Source organism: Rhodococcus sp. NPDC056743 (assembly GCF_042790355.1).
Lineage (GTDB): Bacteria > Actinomycetota > Actinomycetes > Mycobacteriales > Mycobacteriaceae > Rhodococcus_F.
In genome coordinates, this window is record NZ_JBHTZI010000001.1 from 35,092 (window position 1) to 55,428 (window position 20,337).

General features: G+C 60.5%; 22 protein-coding genes. 10 read left to right on the top strand and 12 right to left on the bottom strand.

Features of this window, described 5'->3' with window-relative positions:
• The first annotated feature begins 6 nt into the window (after window positions 1-6).
• Genes ACFRFQ_RS00185 through ACFRFQ_RS00205 form a run of 5 tightly spaced genes read left to right on the top strand, consistent with a single transcriptional unit; the run spans window position 7 to window position 5,232 of the window.
• Window positions 7-1,059 (top strand): MCE family protein, encoded by a 1,053-nt coding sequence (locus ACFRFQ_RS00185; RefSeq protein WP_378651541.1) that lies wholly within the window; start codon window positions 7-9, stop codon window positions 1,057-1,059.
• Entirely contained in the window at window positions 1,056-2,162 is a 1,107-nt protein-coding gene (locus ACFRFQ_RS00190) for an MCE family protein (protein ID WP_378651543.1), read from the top strand. The genes ACFRFQ_RS00185 and ACFRFQ_RS00190 overlap by 4 nt, the downstream gene beginning before the upstream one ends.
• Entirely contained in the window at window positions 2,159-3,268 is a 1,110-nt protein-coding gene (locus ACFRFQ_RS00195) for an MlaD family protein (protein ID WP_378651546.1), read from the top strand. The genes ACFRFQ_RS00190 and ACFRFQ_RS00195 overlap by 4 nt, the downstream gene beginning before the upstream one ends.
• A complete protein-coding gene (locus ACFRFQ_RS00200; RefSeq protein WP_378651548.1) occupies window positions 3,265-4,572 on the top strand; it encodes an MlaD family protein in 1,308 nt (435 codons plus the stop codon). Before ACFRFQ_RS00195 ends, ACFRFQ_RS00200 begins: the two co-directional genes overlap by 4 nt.
• Before the next feature lie 51 nt (window positions 4,573-4,623).
• On the top strand, window positions 4,624-5,232 hold the full coding sequence (locus ACFRFQ_RS00205; RefSeq protein ID WP_378651551.1) for a hypothetical protein: 609 nt from the start codon (window positions 4,624-4,626) through the stop codon (window positions 5,230-5,232).
• 49 nt (window positions 5,233-5,281) lie between these two features.
• Here the strand turns inward: ACFRFQ_RS00205 and ACFRFQ_RS00210 are convergent, their stop codons facing one another.
• Together ACFRFQ_RS00210 and ACFRFQ_RS00215 are read right to left on the bottom strand one after the other, a co-directional pair.
• The gene (locus ACFRFQ_RS00210; RefSeq protein ID WP_378651554.1) at window positions 5,282-5,473 is read right to left on the bottom strand and encodes a ferredoxin; all 192 of its coding nucleotides are present in this window, start codon (window positions 5,471-5,473) and stop codon (window positions 5,282-5,284) included.
• 198 nt (window positions 5,474-5,671) lie between these two features.
• Window positions 5,672-6,271 carry a TetR/AcrR family transcriptional regulator gene (locus tag ACFRFQ_RS00215; protein ID WP_378651556.1) on the bottom strand — a complete coding sequence of 200 codons (600 nt, stop codon included), beginning with the start codon at window positions 6,269-6,271 and terminating at the stop codon, window positions 5,672-5,674.
• A 274-nt stretch (window positions 6,272-6,545) separates the two neighbouring features.
• Between ACFRFQ_RS00215 and ACFRFQ_RS00220 the strand changes: the two genes are divergently transcribed.
• Together ACFRFQ_RS00220 and ACFRFQ_RS00225 are read left to right on the top strand one after the other, a co-directional pair.
• Window positions 6,546-7,853 carry a cytochrome P450 gene (locus ACFRFQ_RS00220; protein ID WP_378651559.1) on the top strand — a complete coding sequence of 436 codons (1,308 nt, stop codon included), beginning with the start codon at window positions 6,546-6,548 and terminating at the stop codon, window positions 7,851-7,853.
• 31 nt (window positions 7,854-7,884) lie between these two features.
• Window positions 7,885-8,658 (top strand): SDR family NAD(P)-dependent oxidoreductase, encoded by a 774-nt coding sequence (locus ACFRFQ_RS00225; RefSeq protein WP_378651562.1) that lies wholly within the window; start codon window positions 7,885-7,887, stop codon window positions 8,656-8,658.
• 76 nt (window positions 8,659-8,734) lie between these two features.
• Here ACFRFQ_RS00225 and ACFRFQ_RS00230 read toward each other — a convergent pair whose 3' ends face one another.
• The 5 genes from ACFRFQ_RS00230 to ACFRFQ_RS00250 are packed head-to-tail and all read right to left on the bottom strand — an operon-like array spanning window position 8,735 to window position 13,654.
• Window positions 8,735-9,211: a MaoC family dehydratase gene (locus ACFRFQ_RS00230; protein WP_378651565.1), complete on the bottom strand. Its 477-nt coding sequence runs from the start codon at window positions 9,209-9,211 to the stop codon at window positions 8,735-8,737.
• A complete protein-coding gene (locus ACFRFQ_RS00235; protein WP_378651567.1) occupies window positions 9,208-9,441 on the bottom strand; it encodes a hypothetical protein in 234 nt (77 codons plus the stop codon). The genes ACFRFQ_RS00230 and ACFRFQ_RS00235 overlap by 4 nt, the downstream gene beginning before the upstream one ends.
• A gap of 33 nt (window positions 9,442-9,474) precedes the next feature.
• Window positions 9,475-10,902 (bottom strand): FadD3 family acyl-CoA ligase, encoded by a 1,428-nt coding sequence (locus ACFRFQ_RS00240; protein WP_378651570.1) that lies wholly within the window; start codon window positions 10,900-10,902, stop codon window positions 9,475-9,477.
• Complete coding sequence (locus tag ACFRFQ_RS00245) at window positions 10,899-12,080, bottom strand: amidohydrolase family protein (RefSeq protein ID WP_138870264.1); 1,182 nt, start codon at window positions 12,078-12,080, stop codon at window positions 10,899-10,901. The genes ACFRFQ_RS00240 and ACFRFQ_RS00245 overlap by 4 nt, the downstream gene beginning before the upstream one ends.
• Window positions 12,081-12,121: 41 nt before the next feature.
• Window positions 12,122-13,654 carry an AMP-binding protein gene (locus ACFRFQ_RS00250; RefSeq protein ID WP_378651573.1) on the bottom strand — a complete coding sequence of 511 codons (1,533 nt, stop codon included), beginning with the start codon at window positions 13,652-13,654 and terminating at the stop codon, window positions 12,122-12,124.
• A 126-nt stretch (window positions 13,655-13,780) separates the two neighbouring features.
• On the opposite strand from ACFRFQ_RS00250, the gene ACFRFQ_RS00255 reads away from it, so the two are divergent.
• Both ACFRFQ_RS00255 and ACFRFQ_RS00260 read left to right on the top strand, forming a co-directional pair.
• Window positions 13,781-14,509 carry an enoyl-CoA hydratase/isomerase family protein gene (locus ACFRFQ_RS00255; protein WP_378651575.1) on the top strand — a complete coding sequence of 243 codons (729 nt, stop codon included), beginning with the start codon at window positions 13,781-13,783 and terminating at the stop codon, window positions 14,507-14,509.
• 62 nt (window positions 14,510-14,571) lie between these two features.
• Window positions 14,572-16,197, top strand: coding sequence for an FAD-dependent oxidoreductase (locus ACFRFQ_RS00260; RefSeq protein WP_378651578.1), 1,626 nt, complete (start codon window positions 14,572-14,574; stop codon window positions 16,195-16,197).
• A 6-nt stretch (window positions 16,198-16,203) separates the two neighbouring features.
• Here ACFRFQ_RS00260 and ACFRFQ_RS00265 read toward each other — a convergent pair whose 3' ends face one another.
• From ACFRFQ_RS00265 to ACFRFQ_RS00275, 3 genes are all read right to left on the bottom strand, one after another.
• Window positions 16,204-16,824: a superoxide dismutase gene (locus ACFRFQ_RS00265; protein ID WP_378651581.1), complete on the bottom strand. Its 621-nt coding sequence runs from the start codon at window positions 16,822-16,824 to the stop codon at window positions 16,204-16,206.
• Window positions 16,821-17,390: a flavin reductase gene (locus ACFRFQ_RS00270; protein WP_378651584.1), complete on the bottom strand. Its 570-nt coding sequence runs from the start codon at window positions 17,388-17,390 to the stop codon at window positions 16,821-16,823. The genes ACFRFQ_RS00265 and ACFRFQ_RS00270 overlap by 4 nt, the downstream gene beginning before the upstream one ends.
• Window positions 17,391-17,488: 98 nt before the next feature.
• A complete protein-coding gene (locus tag ACFRFQ_RS00275) occupies window positions 17,489-18,334 on the bottom strand; it encodes an LLM class F420-dependent oxidoreductase (RefSeq protein WP_378651587.1) in 846 nt (281 codons plus the stop codon).
• Between the two features lie 160 nt (window positions 18,335-18,494).
• Between ACFRFQ_RS00275 and ACFRFQ_RS00280 the strand changes: the two genes are divergently transcribed.
• Window positions 18,495-18,722: a hypothetical protein gene (locus ACFRFQ_RS00280; RefSeq protein ID WP_378651590.1), complete on the top strand. Its 228-nt coding sequence runs from the start codon at window positions 18,495-18,497 to the stop codon at window positions 18,720-18,722.
• Between the two features lie 2 nt (window positions 18,723-18,724).
• Here ACFRFQ_RS00280 and ACFRFQ_RS00285 read toward each other — a convergent pair whose 3' ends face one another.
• Window positions 18,725-19,243 (bottom strand): GNAT family N-acetyltransferase, encoded by a 519-nt coding sequence (locus tag ACFRFQ_RS00285; protein WP_378651593.1) that lies wholly within the window; start codon window positions 19,241-19,243, stop codon window positions 18,725-18,727.
• A 115-nt stretch (window positions 19,244-19,358) separates the two neighbouring features.
• Complete coding sequence (locus ACFRFQ_RS00290) at window positions 19,359-20,336, bottom strand: hypothetical protein (protein ID WP_378651595.1); 978 nt, start codon at window positions 20,334-20,336, stop codon at window positions 19,359-19,361.
• Window position 20,337: the final 1 nt, after the last annotated feature.

Consider the following 20,337-nt stretch of genomic DNA (forward strand, 5'->3'; position numbering starts at 1 on the left):
TCAGAGATGACCAGAAAAGCAACATCGAATTATGCTCGTAGACTGCGTAAACCGCTCGAGGATCGCAGCGCCCTGGGAATCGGTGTCGTGACGGTGGCAGGCATCGCCGTCGTGATGGTCGTCGCCCTCTGGGTTACTTCCGCAGGAATCGGCAAGGTCAGCTACGCCGCCGAATTTGCTCAGGCCGCCGGAGTCAGCGCGGGCGACGCGGTCACCATCGCGGGCGTTCCAGTGGGAACAGTCGACGGTGTTCGGCTGGCAGGTGATCAAGTTGTCGTGACTATGCAGATCGACGAAGGTGTCTCGCTGGGGGCCGATACGGCAGCTTCCATCAAGTTGACGACTTTGTTGGGATCGCGTTACGTCGAAATTCGTCCCGGCGGTGACGGTGAAATCGCCGATCATCGGATCAGGTTGGCCAACACCGAAGTTCCCTATGATCTGCAACAGACGCTGGACAACGCGACCACCACGTTCGAGCAGGTTGACGCGGAGAAGATCGGGCAAACGCTCACGACGCTGTCCGATCAACTCGAGGGCACACCGGCGCTCGTGCCGCAGGTACTCGCGAACATCGAGAACTTGTCTTCGGTATTGGCCGAACGGCGCGGACAGATCGGTTCTCTGCTGACCAGCACAGGTGAGGTGACCACTGTCATCCGCGCGCAGCAGAACAGTCTGGGTGAGTTGGTGCGAAACGGCCGTGACGTGCTGGAAGACATCACTGCCAGACGGGAAGTAGTCGACCAACTACTCGTATCCACAACCGCACTCGTAGATCAACTGAACAACATCGTTGTCAACGACAGTCCGGCAATAGACGAGCTGATCACCAATCTGGACGGCTTGCTCCAGAGCTTGAGCAACAATGACGATCTGCTGCGCAACACATTGGAGATCCTGCCGGTTCCGCTGCGAAACTTCGCGAATACCTCCGGGACCGCCAACGAAGTCGATTTCACCGCCCCCGCTGGGCCGTTCATCGACTCGTGGATGTGCGCCGTCAGCGGCCATGCAAACGAGATGAATTTGCCGCCCTACCTGAAGGACTGCAAATGAGATCCCTGAAATCGATGTCGAAGATCGTGTTGGTGGTTGTCGTCGCTACGGCCGGTTGTTCCGGTCTTCGCAGCGCAACCTCGATGGACGAGACGATCACCGTTACGGCTCAGTTCGACAGTGGCGCAGGCCTGTACGAAGGAAACGCCGTATCGGTGCTCGGCGTGCCCATCGGTTCGGTGATCAGCATCGTCCCCCGCGGCACGTTCGTGGAAGTGACGATGAGCTTGGGCGGTGGAGTCAAGATCCCGGAAGCCGCACAGGCGGTGACTGTGTCGACGTCGGTGTTGACCGACCGTCATGTCGAAATCACTCCGTCCTACCAGGACGGACCGGTGATGACGGACGGCGACGTCATCACGATGGACCGAACAAAGACACCAGTCGAATTCGATCGACTGATCGCCATGGCAGACAAGATGGCGATCGAGTTACAAGGCGATGGAGAGGGTTCCGGTCCGGTCGCCGACCTACTCGGCGTCGGAAGTGCGATAGTCGACGGAAACGGGCAAGCGATCAGGTCGTCGCTGAGCCAGTTGGCGTCGGCACTGCAACTGGGTAGCGACGGCGGCGCTGAAACACAGAATGCCATCACGACTGTTGTCGACAATCTTTCGGTCTTGACTTCCGTTGCTGCGAGCAATGATCAGGATATTCGTGAATTCGGTTCAGCCCTAGCGCAAGTGAGTGACCTTCTCGGTGAGGCGGACTTGGGGACGGGGGACACCGGTACCAAGGTCAACCAGATCCTTCTCGAGGCAGACAAACTTCTCGCGGCCAACCAGGGAACTCTGCAATCGACGGTGACGAATGCAAACACCGTGGTGACCGCATTGGCTGACTATCGGCGCGAACTTTCCGAGTTTCTCACCGTCACCCCGCTCCTGATGGACAACGCCTACAACGCAATCGACCAGGAGAACGGCGGTGCGAGGGTGCACGCTCAGCTGGAAAAGGTCTTTCTCGACGGGCAGTTGGTCAAGGAGATCTGCAATGTCCTCGGCCTGCGCCAGCTTGGCTGCAGCACGGGAACACTCGAAGATTTCGGCCCGGACTTCGGGATCTCCGGAATGCTCGAGGGCATGGCGGGGCTGCCACGATGACGCCGACAGGGTGGCGGGTGCTCTCCGCCGGGGCCTGCGCCGGCCTGATGCTGTCCACGGCAGCGTGTGGCGTAGGACTCGAGAGTCTGCCGCTGCCGGCACCCGGTGTTTCCGGAGACTATTACACGCTCTACGCAGTCTTCGACAATGCACTCAATCTGCCTGCGCAAGCGAAGGTGAAACTCCAGGGCGCCGACATCGGCGAGGTCGAAGCGATGAGAGTGCAGAACTACGAAGCAATAGTCACGATGAGGATCCAGGACGGAATCAGTCTGCCGGCCGGGGCAAGCGCGGAATTGCGATCGGCAACACCGCTGGGAGACGTATTCGTTGCGGTGGAACCCCCGGCCGAATCAGTGACGAACGGTCCGCTCCTGTCCGACGGTGACAGTATTCCGATTGCGTCGACCACGTCGGCGGCCACGATCGAAGAACTCCTCACCACGTCGTCTTTCTTGATCAACGGTGGCGTCCTGCGCAACCTGACGAAGGTTGTCAACGGGCTCGGAGAAGCCGTCGGCGGACGAGGTGACGAGATGGCCGACCTGATCGGTGAATCGACCGCTCTGATCGGGACACTGTCGAGTCGGAGCAACGAGATCCGCGATACGCTTGCGTCGACCGATCAGCTTCTCACGACGGTGTCGGGGCGCCAATCGTCGATCGACGACGCGATTTCAGCGGCTGGTCCCGCCCTCGGTACTCTCGACGCCAACACGGCGCAGATGCTCGATCTGCTCGCGCAGGTGGCCCAGGTAAGCACCCAAGTGGGAAAGTTTCCGTCGGTCAGCGGTACCGGTGCAGGCGGGATGGTCGCCGACATCAACACGATCGCCGCGGAACTCAACGACGCGGCAACCGATCCCAACGCGAGTCTCGCAGCCGTCAACAGGTTGTTGCCGCCACTCCTCAAGATCACCAACTCGACCTCCGCGCATGTCAATGCCGACCTGGAACAGCTGGCTATCGGGGCGATTGCCGATCCGAATCATCCGGCTGACCCTGGCAGTCGACTTCCGGATTCTTCTGACTGGGATGCGCTGGTGGGAACGATTACCTACACGCTGCTGCGGTTGCAAGGCAAAGTGCTGGGAACCGGCCGATGAACAAACAGATCCCTGACGGTGTGGACGAGATGAGCCCGGCGGCGCGGCTTCTGGAAGTCCCCGCGGCAGCTCTCGTTGGTGCCGTCCGTTTCAGTAGTGCTCACCGGCTCACGATGTCGGTGGTTGCCCTCGCCGCAACACTGGTTGTCGGTGTCGTGTACCTGACCTTCGGTGTTTTTCACCTGAGCCCGATCAGCTCGAAGATCACTGTGCGCGTCCATTTTTCGATATCGGGTGGGCTGCTGCCGCAGCAGGAGGTGATGCTCCGCGGAGTCCCGGTGGGCAAGGTGAATTCGGTCGAATTGACTGACAATGGCGTTGTTGCCGTCGCGGAGATCGACGGGGGTGTCGAGATTCCACAGGGCGGGGAAGTGCGGGTGGCGGGGCTTTCGATGGCAGGCGAGCAGTACCTCGACTTCCGGCCCACCACTGACAGTGGTCCGTTTCTTGTCGACGGATCGGAAATCTCTTCCGACGAAACGTCTACTCCCGTGCCGCTGGCGTCGATGCTGGGAAACCTCGACGGCATGCTGGCCCAAATCGATCCCGCCGAACTCGAGATGATGGTTGCGGAACTCGGCGTCGGACCGGATGGACCGAAGAAGCTGGCGGCGATACTGGACGGCGGCGCCTTCCTTGTTTCGACACTCGACACGGTACTACCGCAGACGACAACACTTCTGCGCAGTAGCAAGGTTCTGCTCGGCACGCTCGGCGACGTCGGCCCGGGGTTGCGCAGTACTACGAGCAATCTGTCGGAACTTCTGCGCGGCGTCGAAGCGAAGGACACGGGGCTTCGTGAGTTCCTCGACGGTACGCCGTCGACGCTGAAGTCGATTGACGCGCTCATTGCAGACAACTCACCGACAATGGTTCAGCTACTCGGCAACCTGACGACGGTAGCCCAGATGGCCTACTTGAATGTTCCTGCGCTCCAGGAGTTCTTCGCCCCGACGTACCGTCAGGGATCGACACTCGAAGCGCTCGCCACCGTTTTTCACGACGGCGGAATCTGGGCATTTGTCAACGTCTACCCACGTTATTCGTGTGATTACAACTTGCCCCGGCTACCGGCGACGGTTCCGGACTTCCCGGAACCATATCTGTACACGTACTGCGACAACGAAGATCCGTCTGTACTCGTCCGCGGCGCTCGGAACGCGCCGCGGCAACCCGGCGACGACACTGCCGGCCCGCCCGCCGGTGTTGTTCCCGACGCGCAAGCGACTCCGACACCGATTGGACCTCAATCGATTCCACTTCCCTACGGAGGGCCTGACCTCGAACAGAGCCCGCCGGGGTAAACCCGGAACAGCAGTTGAAATACATGATCATCGCCGCAAAGGAGAAGGAAAATGAGCGAACGCGGTTCGGCAACAACAATCGACGAGGCTGCAGACCTGGACCCGGTGGAAGTGGAATCCGAATCGGAGGGCGAGAGTGATGTGGGTTCGAGCGATGCCGAGCGAGTTGTTCGGGTTCGCCGATGGGGGAGCGTCATCAAAATCGCGGTGGCCGCAGCGCTACTGGCCGTATCACTGTCCACAGCAGCAGTTTTCGGATGGAAACTGCACAATGCGCGCGCTGTCGAGTCAGCGGCGACGGCAGCTCTCGATGCGGCGCGCCAGTACGCCGTGACTCTGACAAGTGTGAGTTCGGATGCGCTCGATCAAAATTTTGCAGCTGTACTCGACGGCGCCACCGGAGAATTCAAGGACATGTACTCCCAGTCCAGTGAACAATTGAAACAACTGCTGGTCGATAACAAGGCGGCAGCTCAGGGGGTTGTGATCGATGCTGGAGTCAAATCGGCGACCACTACTGAAGTCCAGGTCCTGTTGTTCATCGACCAGACCGTCAGTAATACCGTCGCACCTGATCCGCGGATCGACCGCAGTCGAGTCGTGATGACGATGAACCTGGTGGACGGTCGCTGGCTTGCAGGAAAGGTGGATCTACCGTGACTCCGCGAGCGGGGAGCGGGGGCGCCACAGGGGCGAGCCCGCTCCGCACTCATTCTTGTTCGGAGAGAGCGGCTCTGGGGCATTGGGCGATTGACGTCCGAACCCGGTCTTCGGCATCGTGCGGGACCGGGCCCGCCGTTACTTCCAGTTCCTCGTTGGTGTCGAGCGCAAACACTTCCGGCGCATTTTCCACGCAGAGTGCGTTTGCCTCACATAGATTCTTGTCGACGACGACGCGCATCCGGAGTCCTCCCTGATCAAGTGCACGGCTCGAATCAATGCCGTCTTGCAATTCGATGCCGTGGTGCAACGAGTGAGCGAGCGAATGTGATTCCAGCGGATCGGAACGCAGGCTCGCGTGAATGGAAAGCCATCCACCACCTTGGATACTGTACCTTCGCGCAAGAGATTGCAAGCCCCAAAAGGGTTCTGGCTGTGTCTAATTCGTATCCGGAAGCCGTTCACCTTCGAGCTGAACCAGGTATTTCTCGACCAATGCGAAGGTCTCGGCGTGCCCGCCGAAAACGCCGAGCGACTCTTCCATCACCAGTACGCGAGACAAGCTTGTGATCAATACCAACGCGGCGGCAGGTGGGCAGCTATCTGGATCGATGCCGTACTCCTGCAATACATTTCCCATTGTCTCGAGCTGGGCTGCGCGGAATCGTTCGGAGTAGTCGGCGATCTCCGCCCGGATGACTTTCCGGTGATTGGCGAGAGCGATGAATTCCATAGTGAAGGCGGTGCCCTCCGCTGCGATGCTGAACTCCCACAGTGCTCTCAAGGGTTGCGGTGATTTCAGTAGTTCTGCCTGACGCTCGAGGCCTTCTGTTGCGCGCCGCCGAAACAGTTCGAGGAACAGATCGTCCATGGTGCGGAAGTAGTAGTACACGAGCGGTGGCTTCAGTCCGGCTTGCTTTGCGATACGGCGAGAACTGACCGCTGCGTACCCCTCTTCCAGCATGACGTGCTCCGCGGCATCGAGGAGGAGTGCTCGATTTTTAGCATCAGGTGCGCCGATTCTGCGTGGCGAAGTCATCCGTTGCTCCCTAAGCGTCAAAGGCTGGTCAAGTGAACAGTTCTCGTAACAGCCTAATGCGAAGAAAACTCCGCTGGACCATTGCCTACTCGCCAAGCTACGCATATGCTCAGCATTATGCTGATCGAGTGATCAGCATTTGCAGGTGACGTCGCTGATTCGGCTCGCCACAGATACCCGTCGACCCCGCCTCGTCCCGAGGATGCGCTGCTTTCCGACACAAGTGTTCTGCCCTTAGTCCGAGTGCCCTGCTTTCCGACACAGGAGACCCGCAATGACAGAAATCGATCAGGTCGACTTCTTCACCGATCCGTCGATCGTGGACGATCCGTATCCGTACTTCGAATCCCTACGCGCGCAATGTCCCGTTGTGCGAGAACCGCACCACGGTGTAGTTGCCGTGACGGGGTACGACGCGGCCACTGCCGTGTACCGCGACTCCGAAGTGTTCTCTTCGTGTGTTTCGGCGACGGGCCCGTTCCCCGGATTGCCCTTCGAACCCGAGGGAGACGACCTCGGCGCGCTCATCGAGCAGTACCGCGATCACTTTCCGTTGCATGAGCATCTGGTGACCATGGACATGCCACAGCACGCGGCGCACAGGTCGCTGTTGAAGAGGTTGCTGACGCCCAGGCGGTTGGCGGAGAACGAAGAGTTCATGTGGCGACTCGCCGACAGTCAGATCGACGAATTCATCGCACGAGGCTCGTGCAACCTCATGAGTGACTACGCGCAACCGTTTGCGCTGCTTGTCATCGCCGATCTGCTCGGTGTCCCGGAAGAGGATCATCAGGTATTTCGCGTGACACTCGGCGCGCAGCAGGCGGGCTCGATCGACGAGACCGAGGCCTTCACGAGCAATCCGCTCGAGTTCCTGGCAGAGCGGTTCACGTCGTACATCGAGGACCGTCGACGGGAACCGCGGGACGATGTACTGACAGCCATCGCCACCGCCAAGTATCCAGACGGCTCCACCCCGGAAGTCGTCGACCTGGTACACGTCGCCTGCTTCTTGTTCGCTGCCGGCCAGGACACGACGGCGCGGCTGTTGACCGCGTCCTTCAGATTCATCGCCGAGAATCCCGAACTTCAGCAGCTGCTTCGCGACGAACCGGAACGTATCCCCAATTTCGTCGAGGAGACACTTCGAATGGAGGGTCCGGTCAAGAGCGACTTCAGGCTTGCGAAAAACCCGACGACTGTTGGTGATATGGATGTTCCGGCGGGAACCATCGTCATGATCTTGAACAGTGCTGTGAACCGTGATCCGGAAAGGTTCGAAGATCCTGACACGTTCGACATCGAACGGCAGAATGCGCGCGAACACCTAGCGTTCGGTCGGGGAATTCACGCCTGCCCCGGTGGTCCGCTGGCCCGCGTCGAATCGCGTGTCAGTATCACGCGACTTCTGGATCGGATGAAGGACATTCGGATTTCCGAGGCCGAGCACGGACCAGTGACAGCACGGACGTACGAATACGAACCGACATACATTTTGCGGGGCCTCAAGGCGCTGCATCTCGAATTCACTCCCGCGACGGAATCTTTGTCGACCGAATCCGTGATGACTGAAACCCGCTGATTGAAACCGGCTGACGAGCAAGGAGTACAACATGACTTCATCCAACCAGGGGACTTCCGCGAGCGACCGCGTCGCGGTGGTGACGGGTGCAGGATCGGGTATCGGACTGGCAGTGGCTCAGTCCCTTTCGGAGCAAGGGCACCGAGTTGCATTGCTGGACAGGAATATCGACGAAGCGCAGCGCGTTGCGGAGAAGTTGAGCGCGGCCGGTGCCGACGCTATGGCATATCAAGTGGATGTCACCGATCGGGTCGGTGTCAGTGCCGCCATGAACGCAGTTCGCGGCGAGCTCGGCCCGATCTCGATCATCGTCACCAGTGCAGGTGTCGAGACTTTCACCCCGGTCACCGAAATCACCGCGGAGGAGTGGGATCACATCGTCGCGGTCAACCTCACCGGAACCTTCACCTCCGTTCAGGCAGTGATTCCCGACATGATCGAAGCGGGCTGGGGTCGAATCGTCACCATCTCGTCGTCGAGTGCTCAGTCAGGCGCGCCGAACATGGCCCATTACGTAGCATCCAAAGGTGGGGTCATCGCACTGACTAAAGCACTGTCCTTCGAGCTTGCGCCGCAGGGGATTACGGTGAACTCGATCCCGCCGTCGATCATCGATACCCCGATGGCTCGCAAGTCCGAAGCCGACGGAGATTTCCCCGGTGTCGATGTCATCGCGAGCATGACACCGGTTCGCCGTGCCGGGTTGCCGAGTGACGTGGCGGCGGCGTGCGCGTTCCTCTGTACGGACAACGCGGGCTTTATCACGGGACAGCTCATCGGGGTCAACGGAGGTTGGTATATGTAAGTGGCGGTTCTCATGCGGCGTCGACGCCGGCAGTTCCGGCGTCGACGTCGCATGATCTGTTGTATACCAGCAGATGTCAGGTCAAGTAGCGAACCAGATTCTGTGCGACACACGCGGGCCGCTCGGACCCCTCGGCGGTGATTGTGACGGTTCGTTCCACTTGGATTCCGCCGTCGATATCGGTGACCGAGGTGAGTTCCACTGTTCCCCGCACCCGGCTGTCCACCAGGACCGGGCTGATGAATCTCACTTTCCCCAGTCCGTAGTTGAGCGCCATGCGGGCGCAGCTGACGGCCATGACTCGCTGAACTATCGGAGCCAGCAACGACAGTGTCAGGAATCCATGTGCGATGGTGGCGCCGTAAGGTCCGTCAGCAGCGCGATCCGTATCGACGTGTATCCACTGGTCGTCGTCGGTGGCCGCCGCGAAGAGATCGATCCGTTTCTGATCGATCGTGATCCAATCGCTGGTGCCGATCGTTGTCCCGACAGCGGTCCGAATATCGTCGAACGTGGTGAAATCGGTCTGGCACAAGCCGCTCTGGGTGCTCAACTCGCCAGCCGGAGTTCAACGGGGTTCAGCCGCAGATCGCAGATGTACGCTAGGTCTGCCGCGACATCCGGTGAGAGGTCGGCCTGCTCTTCGAACTCCAGAATGCCACGGAGACGGCGGAAGAACTGAGTCGGCGTGATCCCGAATTGTACAAAAATGTCTTCGGCGGGTCCGCCGTTCCAATGCCGCCACTTCAGGGCGAACGTCAATATCGCATCATGGTCGTTCATTTACATGCCTCCTCAATTCTTGTGTGAGTTCGGTTATCTCAATTGGTCTTTCATGACTTTTCCCGTCGCGTTGAGCGGCAACGCGTCGAGGAACTCGACAGTGCGAGGGGCCTTGAACCCTGCCATCCGCTCTCGGCTCCAGGAAAGTAGGTCTTGCGCTGCCACAGGATGTTTGGTCACCACGAAGGCTTTGCCGACCTGTCCCATCCGTTCGTCGGGAACGCCGATCACAGCCACTTGATCGACTGCCGGGTGTTCGAGAAGGAAACCTTCGATCTCGGCCGGATACGCGTTGAATCCGCCGACGATGAACATGTCCTTCTTGCGGCCCACGATGCTGAGCCGCCCCTCGTCGTCCAGCGTTCCGAGATCGCCTGTGTGCAGCCAACCGTCTGTGTCGATCGCTTCGGCGGTCGCCAGCGGATCGTCGAGATATCCCTGCATGACGTTGTATCCGCGAATCAGTACCTCGGAATCATCTGCGATGCGCAATTCGATTCCGTCACATGGTGTACCGACGGTGGTTGCTATCTGCTCGAACGAGTCACCGGGACGCGACGCGGTTGCCGTTCCCCCTTCGCTCAAGCCGTAGCCCGTCATGATGGTCTGGAACGGAAGTTCCTTTGCAACGCGGCGGATGAGTTCTACCGGAATGTCCGCCGATCCCGTGACTGCGGCACGTAGTGACGACAGATCTCGGGTGTTGGGAGCGGCCAGCAGCGACTGATAGAGCGTCGGCGGTCCCGGGAGCATGGTGATCTTCTCGGTCTCCACGAGTTCGAGTACCTGATCCACGTCGAGAACAGCTACCGGCAGGATGGTGGCGCCGCGAATCAGCGACGCGACTACGCCGGCTTTGTATCCGAACATGTGGAAGAACGGGTTGACGATCAGATAGCGATCGCCTTCCCTCAGGTCTGCGAGATCGCACCACTCGGAGAACATCCGCAACGTCTGGTGGTGGTTCATCATGACGCCCTTGGGGCGCCCCGTCGTTCCTGACGTGTACATGATGTCGGCGATGTCGTCGCCGCTGATCTTGCATTCGAAAGGTGCACCGCTGGAGAGGAAATCCGACTTCAGGTCGATCACCGGGACGTCGTCGGGTGCGCTGTACTCGAGACCCAGAAATCCCTTCTGGACGAGTACGGCTTTGGCTCCGCTCCGACGGATGATGTCGGCGGCTTCGTCGGCCTTGTACCGCGTGTTGACGGGAACCAGCACTCCGCCGGCGGTCAAGGTGCCAAATGCGGCGATGATCCATTCGGCGGAGTTGGGCGCCCAGATCGCCACTCGATCACCCTTGTCCACGCCGATCGCGGCAAGTGCGCCTGCGGCCCGGCGGACCCGATCAGCGAGTTCGACGAAGGTGATCCGGACGGGCCCGTCGACGACCGCTTCGGCAGTGCCGAAGCGGTCGGCCGCACTCAGGACCATCTCAGGGATGGTCTGCCATTTCACAGCGAAAGGAGCCCTGCAAGGTTGCCGCCCATGATCTTTGCCTGATCCTTCTCGTCCAGGTGCCCGAGCATGTCCGCGAAGTGCCGCGGTTCCGCCAAGCCCTCCGGATGTGGGTAGTCCGAGCCGAAGAGCACTCGGTCGACGCCGACAAGATCGATCAGATCGGTCACGCCCTCCTCGTAGAAGGGGCTGACGTGGACCTGGCGCTTGATCGCCGCGACGGGATCCTGCATACCGAAGCCCTCAGGTGCCTTCTTGAAGGTGTCGGCGAGGCTGTCCAGAAGTGGTCGGAGCCAAGCAGATCCACTTTCGATGACCGCGAGCTTGAGGTCGGGGAAGCGGAACAATGCGCCGTGGCAGACCCACGATGCCACGGTGTCCTGCACGGGACGCCACTCGTTGACCATGCGGAAGGTGTTGGTCTGGAACGGCAGCATTTCGCCGTCCGTGCCTTCCCATTCGGCGTCGAAGCGGGCGTATCCGCTGTCGGACGAGTGCATCGCGACGAGGAGATCGAGCTCTACGACACGCTTCCAGAAGGGGTCGAACTCGGGCATCGCGAAGGAACGCGGTCCCTTGAATCCGGGGACGGGTGCGGGACGCACGAGAATTGCCTTAGCGCCACGCTCGGCAACCCACTCGAGTTCTTCGAGTGCCTTGTCGAGGATCGGAAGGCTGATCACCGGGGTGGTGAAGATGCGGTCCTTGTAGTTGAACTGCCATGTCTCGTACAGCCACTCGTTGAGCGCGTGGACAACAGCGTGAATCAGGTCCGGATCGTCACGCATCCGCTCTTCGACAAGGCTGGCGAGGGTCGGGAACATCAGAGTGCGGTCGACGCCCAACTCGTCCATCAGTTCCAGGCGCGGACCAGGCTCGCTGAAGGCGGGGATCGCCTTCATGGACTTACCGAAGATCTCGCGACGGCTCTTGCCTTCGGGGTTTCCGTTCTTGAAGTACTCCTCCATGGAACCCGGGCGTGCAACGACGCTGAACGTGGGGTTGGGGATGTACTCGCTGATCTGTCCGCGAATGGCGATCTTGGTGCGTCCGTCGACCTCGACGTACTTGATGGCGTCCTTGTACTTCGCCGGGAGGTACTTGGTGAGAGCCTCGGCAGTCTCGTACAGATGGTTGTCTGCGTCGAACAGCGGGTAAGGCAGGTCCTTCGGGGGCATGAGATTCTCCTTTGCGTTTGATGAGAACACTATTCTCTTTTTTAGGCGGTCGCAATATCCTGACGGACCAAAAACTTCTGAATCTTGCCGCTGGCCGTCCGGTGGAAGTCGTCCACCTGGTGCAATTCCTCCGGCCACTTCTGTTTTGCGACACCCGCTCGGTCGAAGTGCGTACGGAGTTCGTCCATCGTCGGCAAGCTGTGGCCGGGCAGCAGGCGCAGCACGGCGGCAACGTGCTCGCCGAGACGCTCGTCCGGGGCGGATACCGCTGCGGCCTCGGCGACTCCGGGCATCGAGAGAAGGATTTCCTCGACCTCGAGGGCGCTCACGTTCTCGCCGCCGCGAATGATGATGTCGGACTTGCGGTCCGTTATCGTCAGGTAGCCGTCTTCGTCGATTTCGCCGATGTCCCCGGTGTGATACCAGCCGTCGGCGTCGAATGTCGCGTCGGTGAGCGCTTGGTCGGTGTAGCCGATGCAGAGATCGGGCCCCCGGCTGAGGATCTCTCCGTCGTCGGCAAGCCGGATCTCCGCGCCCTCCATGACATTTCCGTCCGTGAACAACCGCTTGTCCTCTGGGGCAAGGTGGCTCGATCCGGTAATCGACGGATGCTCGGTGCTGCCGTACGAGCGGAAGACGACGATGCCGAAGTCGGCCAGTCTTCTCGTAACCGCTGCAGGCACCGACGAGCCACCTAGCCCTGCATATTTCATGCAGGCCAAATGTTCCGGCGTGAACTTCGGATGATCTAGCAGGCTGGTGAGGAAGTAGGTTGCGCCGCCGCCGACCGTGAGTTGATCGCTGGTCATCAACTCCAGCGCCTGTTCTGGATCCCACGCGTCGGTCAGATTGATCGGGGAACCGTCGACGACCGGAATGAGGAAGGCGTTGACCATGCCGATGAAGTGCCCGACCGGAGCCGACGTGAGTTGCTTGCCACGGTCTTTCGGGTACAGGCCCAAAAGCTGACGAGTTTCGTGACCGAGCGTCTGATGGCTGTGGATGACACCCTTGGGCGCGCGGGTTGTGCCGGAGGTGAAAGCGATAAGCACCGCGGACGACGGATCGGTGTCGAGGTTCTCTGCGAGCGGTTCCTCGCTGAGTAAGTCGTCGAAATCCCGTCCGACGACGCCGACAACGGGGACTCTCGCGCACAGATCGGGCTGGAACTCGGTGCGTCCGAACTTCTCGGCGGTGATGAAGACCTTCGGCTTCGTCTCGTCGAGAATGTAGGCAACTTCCTTGCGACCGTAGAAGTGAACGATGGGAACAACCGTCGCGCCGAGAAAGGCCGACGCCCAGAACACCGCCGCTGCCTCCATCCAGTTGGGAAGCTGAAACGCGACAACATCACCCGCGCCGACGCCGCGTTCCCGCAGGCCACCCGCCAACCTGCGTGCCACCAGATCTACGTCCGCAAAAGTTCCGGACCACGGACGGACCTTCGAGTGGATGCGGAATTCGGTGTCGGAGGCGGCACTGAGACCTCGCGTGAGCATCGTGCCGATCGTGTCCTGAGTCCACCATCCCTCGTCGAGGTACCGGGTGGTAAGCGTGGCGGGAATGTGCCGCATATGAGCTCCAATGCAGGTAACCGAGCCGCTCCGAGGCCGAACTGCGGCGCGTGACGGGAGCGGTCGAACTGGCTTCTGCCAGCTGTGAATATGATATTCTCACAAAACGAGAATGCCAATATCGTAATGGAGAACATCTTGGTAATCGTTGAAATGGACGGCGAGTTGGCGATCATCACCATCGACCGTCCACAAGCACGTAATGCCATCGCACCGGAAACGATGGACCAGTTGGACGACGCACTCGACTCGGTTCTCGGAGCCCGTGCGCTGGTGATCACAGGCTCCGGCGATCGCGCGTTCGTCTCCGGCGGCGACCTCAAGGAATTGGCCAAACTTCGGACGCTGGAGCAGGCAGCCGATATGGCGCGCCGGATGAGGTCGATCTGCGACCGCATCGCGAGCTTCCCCGGCCCCGTCATTGCGGCGCTGAACGGACATGCGCTCGGCGGCGGCGCCGAAGTAGCCGTGTCGGCAGATATTCGAATTGCCGCGCACGACATCAAGATCGGCTTCAATCAGGTGAGTCTGGGAATCATGCCGGCGTGGGGAGGGGCCGAGCGGCTCGCCACACTTGTCGGGCGTGGCCGGGCATTGATGCTTGCCGGCTCCGGGACGATCATGAGCGCGGCCGACGCGGAATCGATCGGGCTTGTCGATCGTGTTCTGCCCCGCGAATCCTTCGACGATGGCTGGCGCTCGCTGGCGAAGTCGCTGGCAAACGCTCCGGCCGAACGGATCAAACGGGTAATGTCCGGAGTAACACCACCCGAAGCCATCGACGCATTTGCGCGTTTGTGGATCACGGACGAACACTGGGCCGCGGCAGAGCGGGTTATGAACCGCAACAAGTGAATTGAAATCCTACGAGTGCGTGCGAATCGTTGCCGCACTTTCCGACCACTTACGGACTCCACATGACTTTTGTGATCACTCAACGATGCTGCAACGACACAAGTTGCGTAGCCGTGTGCCCGGTCGACTGCATTCGTCCGCGGCCGGGAGATCCCGGATACACCACTGCCGAGATGCTCTACATCGATCCGGACACGTGCATAGATTGCGGAGCATGTGTCGACGCGTGTCCAGTAGATGCGATCTACTCCGAATACGATCTCAGTGAGTCGATGGGCCGGTACACCGAGATCAATGCTGCATACTTCGAGCAGAATCCGCTGGACACCGATGACGTCGCGTTCCCCGCTCCACCAAAACGGCCATCGGCGGATCTGCCTCGAATACGTGTTGCGATAGTCGGATCCGGGCCTGCGGCGTGCTACTGCGCCGCGGAACTGCTGGCGCGGGGATCCGTGGAAATCGAGATGTTCGACCGCTTGCCCTCGCCCTGGGGTTTGGTGCGCAGTGGAGTTGCGCCGGATCATCAGGAAACCAAGGGTGTTGTGAGTGTCTTCGGGCCTTCGTTCAAATCGGAGTCGTTTCAGTTCTATCTCGACGTCGAAGTGGGTAAGCACATTTCGCACGACGAGTTACTTCGACACCATGACGCCGTGATTTATGCAGTGGGTGCCGCGACCGATCGTAAGCTGGGCATCCCCGGAGAATCATTGCCCGGCAGTCATTCCGCAACGGAGTTCGTGTCCTGGTACAACGGGCATCCGGACTTTTCCGATCGTGAATTCGACCTGTCGGGGGAGCGCGCGGTTATCGTCGGAAACGGCAACGTGGCACTCGACGTGGCGCGAGTTCTCACGTGTGATGTCGACGAACTTGCACAAACCGACATCGCCGATCACACATTGGATGCGCTGCGCAACAGCAATATTCGTGAGGTTGTGGTTCTCGGACGACGAGGCCCGCTTCAGGCCGCGTATTCCGCGCCGGAGTTTCTCGCGCTCGGTCACCTGAACGGTGTCGACGTTGTGATCGACGGGCACGACGTCGTGTTGGACGCGGCAAGCGCGGCAGCGCTGGATGATCCCGATGCGCTACTGTCCGACAAACTCAAAGTCGACCTTGCCCGTGAGTACGCACAGAGGCCGACAGGCGGCGGCAACAAGCGAATTGTCTTCCGATACCTCGTTGCGCCCATCGAACTGCAGGGAAGTGGCCGGGTTGAATCGGTGACGTTGGTCCACAACACACTTGACGACGATCTTGCAGCGTTTGCCACCGACAAGGTCGAAACACTGGAAGCGTCGCTGGTTCTGCGGTCGGTTGGCTATCGAGGCGAACCCGTCCCTGACGTGCCGTTCGACGAATCTCGGGGAATCATTCCCAACCAGCAGGGCCGGGTGGACGGCACGGTCGGCGTCTACACCAGCGGCTGGATCAAGCGTGGCCCGCGGGGAGTGATCGGCACCAATCGCGTCGACGCAAAGGAAACTGTCGCACAGCTATTGGCTGACTTCGACGCCGGGCTGCTGAACACACCTGAACGCGACCGGACGTCCCTGGTCGAACTGGTGACAGAGCGTCAACCGGACATGATCGACAAGGCAGGGTGGGCGTCGCGGGACGCAGAGGAGAAGGCGGCCGGTAAAGCTGCCGGCCGCCCTCGCATCAAGATCACCGCACGTCGCTGAGCGTAACTACTTCCCGGAACCCAGGACCGACGTGGCATCGGCGTAGCGCTGCGCCACGTCTTCCCAGTTGACGACGTTCCAGTACGCCTTGACGTAATCGGCCTTGACATTCTTGTACTGCAGGTAGAAAGCGTGCTCCCACATGTCGAGCATCAGGAGCGGAACAATGCCGATACTGATGTTTCCCTGCTGATCGGTGAGCTGTTCGATGATCAGGCGTTGACCGATCGTGTCGTAGGCCAGCACGGCCCAGCCGGAACCCTGCAAGGTGGTTGCGACTGCGGAGAAGTGAGTGACAAACGCATCGAACGAGCCGAAGTGTTCGTCGATGGCAGCAGCCAGTTCACCTTCCGGTCGCTCACCACCGTTGGGGGAGAGGTTCTTCCAGAAGATCGAGTGATTGGTGTGGCCGCCAAGGTGGAAGGCGAGGTTCTTGCTGAGCTGCGGAGCCTTGGCTGCGATCGTGCCGTCCGCACGGGCGGCAGCCAACTGCTCGATTGCACTGTTTGCGCCCGCGACGTAGGTCGCGTGATGCTTGCTGTGGTGCAGTTCCATGATTTCGCCCGAGATGTGGGGTTCGAGAGCTGCGTAATCGTAATCGAGCTGGGGCAGGACGTATTCGGTCATCGTTGTGTGCCTTTCGATTGGTGAGGGGTCGCTGGGGTGAGATGGTGATACGCCCGGTCGTGGTAGACGAGTGGGGTGAGAAGGCGCGTGGGCGCTATGACCTCGACAACTTCGGCTGTGACGATGAGCGCGGATCCACAGGCAGTGGCACCGAGTGGAACTGCGCGGAGAGCATGCGCCGTTCCGTGGAGGAAGGGTTCACCGGTGGACAGGAACGACCAGTCCATGTCCTCGCCGAATCGGACGGTGCCACGCGTCGCGAATATCTGCGCCAGCCCTACATTCTCGGAATGGGCAAGATGGACAAGGAAACTGGAAGCATCCGCGATCGCGGCAGCGGATCCACGCAGAGATTGCAGGGAAAATGCGAGCACAGCCGGATCTGCGCTGATCGACGTCACCGACGACGAGGTGATTCCCACGGGACCGTCGTTGCCGGCGGCGGTGATGATCGCGACGCCTGCCGGGTGTCGACGGAACGCATCGACAAAAGATTCACGGATAGACGGTTCCGGTGTCGAATCGGTGTGTGGTCCAATCAGTTCCGTCGTCACGTGAGTGCTCACCTTTCGCTACTCGGGTAATTCCGTCGACGCACGTTTCCGTGTGCTGAATTGACGGTAAAACCTCGAGTGCGCTTGAGATCAAGGTGATGTGACGGGGTTCACCGCCCTAACTTGGTGGCCAGCCTCTTGATGTATTCCACAACGTCGGTTGGAGCGGCGTCCGGCGTGCCGAACATCGCCTCGGTCACTCCGATGCTCTCCCAGTGGGCAAGCTTGTCCGCCTCGGGTTTTCCGGCAAGGACGGTTATCTCGGGCTCGCCGACTCTTCCGGCTTCGGACCAGATCTTTCGGAACAGTTCTACGTTGTCCTCGATCTCCTGCTGGATCGGAGTCGTGATCCAGCCGTCGGCGGACTGTGCGATCCACTTGAAGGTCTTTTCGCTTGCTCCGGCGCCGAGAAGGATCGGTGGACGCGGTTTCTGTACGGGCTTCGGCCATGCCCAACTGGCACCGTACTTCACGAACTGGCCCTCGTACGACGCCTCGTCTTTCGTCCAGAGTTCGCCCATCGCTTCGAGGTATTCGCGCAGGGCAGTACGACGCTTGTTCGGCGGCACACCGTGATCTGCGAGTTCCTCGGCATTCCAGCCGAATCCGACGCCGAAGACGACACGTCCGTCTGACAGATGATCCAGGGACGCGATGGTTTTTGCCAGAGTGATCGGATCATGCTCGAGGGGGAGTGCCACCGACGTTCCCAGACGAATGGTGCTGGTGACCGATGCTGCGGTGCCGAGAGCGACCCAGGGGTCGAGGGTGCGCATGTAGCGGTCGTCCGGTAGTTCCGCGGATTTGGTCCCGGGATGATCCGACGCCCGTGATGCCGGGATGTGCGTGTGCTCGGGAACGTAGAAGGCGTCGAACCCGGCGGCTTCGGCGGCAACGGCCGCATCGGCAGGGCGAATGCCTCGGTCGCTGGTGAACAAGCTGACTCCGTAGCGCACAGGCTTCTCCTTCGATGGTCCGTCGGAAAAACTGTAACTTGTTGCAGGTCTGTTCGGGGTGGTTTTTGGGGTTCGGCCGTACCCTGCTCGTCGGTCGCTACGTGGTCGCGTCGATAATGTGAAGGGGAACGTGCAGGACACCAGGAACTAAGGAGTGGTCATGGCAACTGAGGTGGAGTCCGGTGACCTCGTACAGGCAGCCGACCATGCGGGTCCGTGGACGGTAGTCGACGTTCGTCAGGGTATGGCGTTGCTCGAACACGGTGACGGGCACAGGCTGTCACTTCGAACGACAAGCCTGACCGTTGTGCGCAAGGGCGGCGGCAAGAAAATCGCACCAACCGAAGGTGCTTCAGACGAGGGCGTGTCGCCGACTCTGTTCGACTGACATCACGCCGCGTCGAACGGTGCCGCGTACTTGAAGGTGCCGACCTGATCCGCCGTGTGCGCTGCCAGGGTGCGGATCTGGAAATGCGCGCCCCACTCGGCTTCCGGAGATTCGATACCCACCTTCGTGCTGGTCACAAACCCGAACCGTGGGTAGTACTCGGTGCTGCCCAGCAGTGCGAGCAGTGGCACGTCCAGAGCGTCCGCTGCGCCGATAATTGCGTGCATCAATGCCGAGCCAACGCCGGACCGCTGATTTTCCGGTGCCACCGCCAGCGGGCCCAGGCCCACCGCCTCCACCTCACCGACCCAACCTCGGGTTCCGATCACGAAGCCGGCCACCTCGCCGTCGATCTCGGCGACCAGGGACAACTTCGGAAGGTACTCGTCCGACGCAAAGAGTTGGCGCGTCAGTTCGATCTCGAACGGCGTCTCGCCAGGCGGCGCCTGATCCGCGAATGCGGCACCGAGAAGTGAGTAGACGGCATCGCGGTCGGACGGGCATTCGCGGCGGATGTACATGGGGTACGAAACTACCCGAGCTGGTTGCTCTCGCGCGCCTCGATTTCGGAATTCTTCGGATCATCTCAATGAATGCTTCGACAAATGCTGTTAGGTAATGGTTTTCGTGAGTTCGTCAACGTGTCAGTAGTTCGGTGATCGAGGCGGGTACCTGACGGTATCCGCCGAATCCGATGCGTTGGCAGCCGTCGAGTTCGGCAAAAACTTGGGTTCCCCCTGAACCGTCTGCTCGACGGAGGTCGATCGACGCCACCTGCTGTGCGATCTGATCGCACGGTGGGGCGATGGGTGCCGAGGACGCTGCCTGCATCAACTCGACGCTGTCTGCCAGTGGCAAGCGGATATGCAAGGATGCCTGGCCCAGGTTGTACCGGCACACCTGCAGTCGCCCGACGTCGTCGACGGGCGTGGCCAACGGGCTGTCGAGAGGTGAGTATCTGGTGTTCTCGGAATCTGCACGCACAGATTTGTCGACGTCGTCGTGGGTAGTGAGTTCGAACAGAGATCCGATCGAGTCCGGGCAGGTTCCCGGATCGTCTGCGGATACTGCGTCGATCGGGTGCTGCTGACGACTGGCTTCGTGCAAGGCATTCAGCGGTGCGAGAGGTGCGTCCTGGAAGCCGCACGGCGCCGACGGCCAGGCGGGACGAAATGCATCGCCCGACGCGTCGACGAACCACAGGCCCGCGGGCTCGAGTTCCCGTATCGCGCATGACGCCGAGATGTTGTCGCGGAACCGGTGCGATTCGGTCCGGAATGCTTCGACAGCCGCGGATACATCGCCTTCGAGGCGAACTGCATCGATAGTCAAGCCACCGGCGGCGTTTTCCCCGCGCTCGCACCGGATGACCGCGACGGGTTCGAAACCCGTTGGCGGATAGCCTGGTTCGGTGATCGGTGGGGTCTGTGAATCCACCTGAGCGAGCCCGCTGAGTGGCGCGGAGATATCAGGTGTAGTGCAATCCGCCTGCTCGACTATCGCCGCCACCGGAGGGGTGAACGAGACACTGTCGCTGCGGACGGAAGAATATATCGATGCGACTGCGAAGATGCTTACCGCGCCGACAAAGGTGACAGCCAGGAATTTGCGCATT

Coding starts and splice junctions, on each gene's coding strand:
- ACFRFQ_RS00250 (WP_378651573.1), bottom strand. CDS start 13,654: ATGCGGCACATTCCCGCCACGCTTACCACCCGGTACCTCGACGAGGGA.
- ACFRFQ_RS00265 (WP_378651581.1), bottom strand. CDS start 16,824: ATGACCGAATACGTCCTGCCCCAGCTCGATTACGATTACGCAGCTCTC.
- ACFRFQ_RS00290 (WP_378651595.1), bottom strand. CDS start 20,336: ATGCGCAAATTCCTGGCTGTCACCTTTGTCGGCGCGGTAAGCATCTTC.
- ACFRFQ_RS00285 (WP_378651593.1), bottom strand. CDS start 19,243: ATGTACATCCGCCGCGAATGCCCGTCCGACCGCGATGCCGTCTACTCA.
- ACFRFQ_RS00185 (WP_378651541.1), top strand. CDS start 7: ATGACCAGAAAAGCAACATCGAATTATGCTCGTAGACTGCGTAAACCG.
- ACFRFQ_RS00215 (WP_378651556.1), bottom strand. CDS start 6,271: ATGACTTCGCCACGCAGAATCGGCGCACCTGATGCTAAAAATCGAGCA.
- ACFRFQ_RS00190 (WP_378651543.1), top strand. CDS start 1,056: ATGAGATCCCTGAAATCGATGTCGAAGATCGTGTTGGTGGTTGTCGTC.
- ACFRFQ_RS00225 (WP_378651562.1), top strand. CDS start 7,885: ATGACTTCATCCAACCAGGGGACTTCCGCGAGCGACCGCGTCGCGGTG.
- ACFRFQ_RS00200 (WP_378651548.1), top strand. CDS start 3,265: ATGAACAAACAGATCCCTGACGGTGTGGACGAGATGAGCCCGGCGGCG.
- ACFRFQ_RS00220 (WP_378651559.1), top strand. CDS start 6,546: ATGACAGAAATCGATCAGGTCGACTTCTTCACCGATCCGTCGATCGTG.
- ACFRFQ_RS00195 (WP_378651546.1), top strand. CDS start 2,159: ATGACGCCGACAGGGTGGCGGGTGCTCTCCGCCGGGGCCTGCGCCGGC.
- ACFRFQ_RS00210 (WP_378651554.1), bottom strand. CDS start 5,473: ATGCGCGTCGTCGTCGACAAGAATCTATGTGAGGCAAACGCACTCTGC.
- ACFRFQ_RS00255 (WP_378651575.1), top strand. CDS start 13,781: ATGGAGAACATCTTGGTAATCGTTGAAATGGACGGCGAGTTGGCGATC.
- ACFRFQ_RS00260 (WP_378651578.1), top strand. CDS start 14,572: ATGACTTTTGTGATCACTCAACGATGCTGCAACGACACAAGTTGCGTA.
- ACFRFQ_RS00205 (WP_378651551.1), top strand. CDS start 4,624: ATGAGCGAACGCGGTTCGGCAACAACAATCGACGAGGCTGCAGACCTG.
- ACFRFQ_RS00245 (WP_138870264.1), bottom strand. CDS start 12,080: ATGCCCCCGAAGGACCTGCCTTACCCGCTGTTCGACGCAGACAACCAT.
- ACFRFQ_RS00280 (WP_378651590.1), top strand. CDS start 18,495: ATGGCAACTGAGGTGGAGTCCGGTGACCTCGTACAGGCAGCCGACCAT.
- ACFRFQ_RS00235 (WP_378651567.1), bottom strand. CDS start 9,441: ATGAACGACCATGATGCGATATTGACGTTCGCCCTGAAGTGGCGGCAT.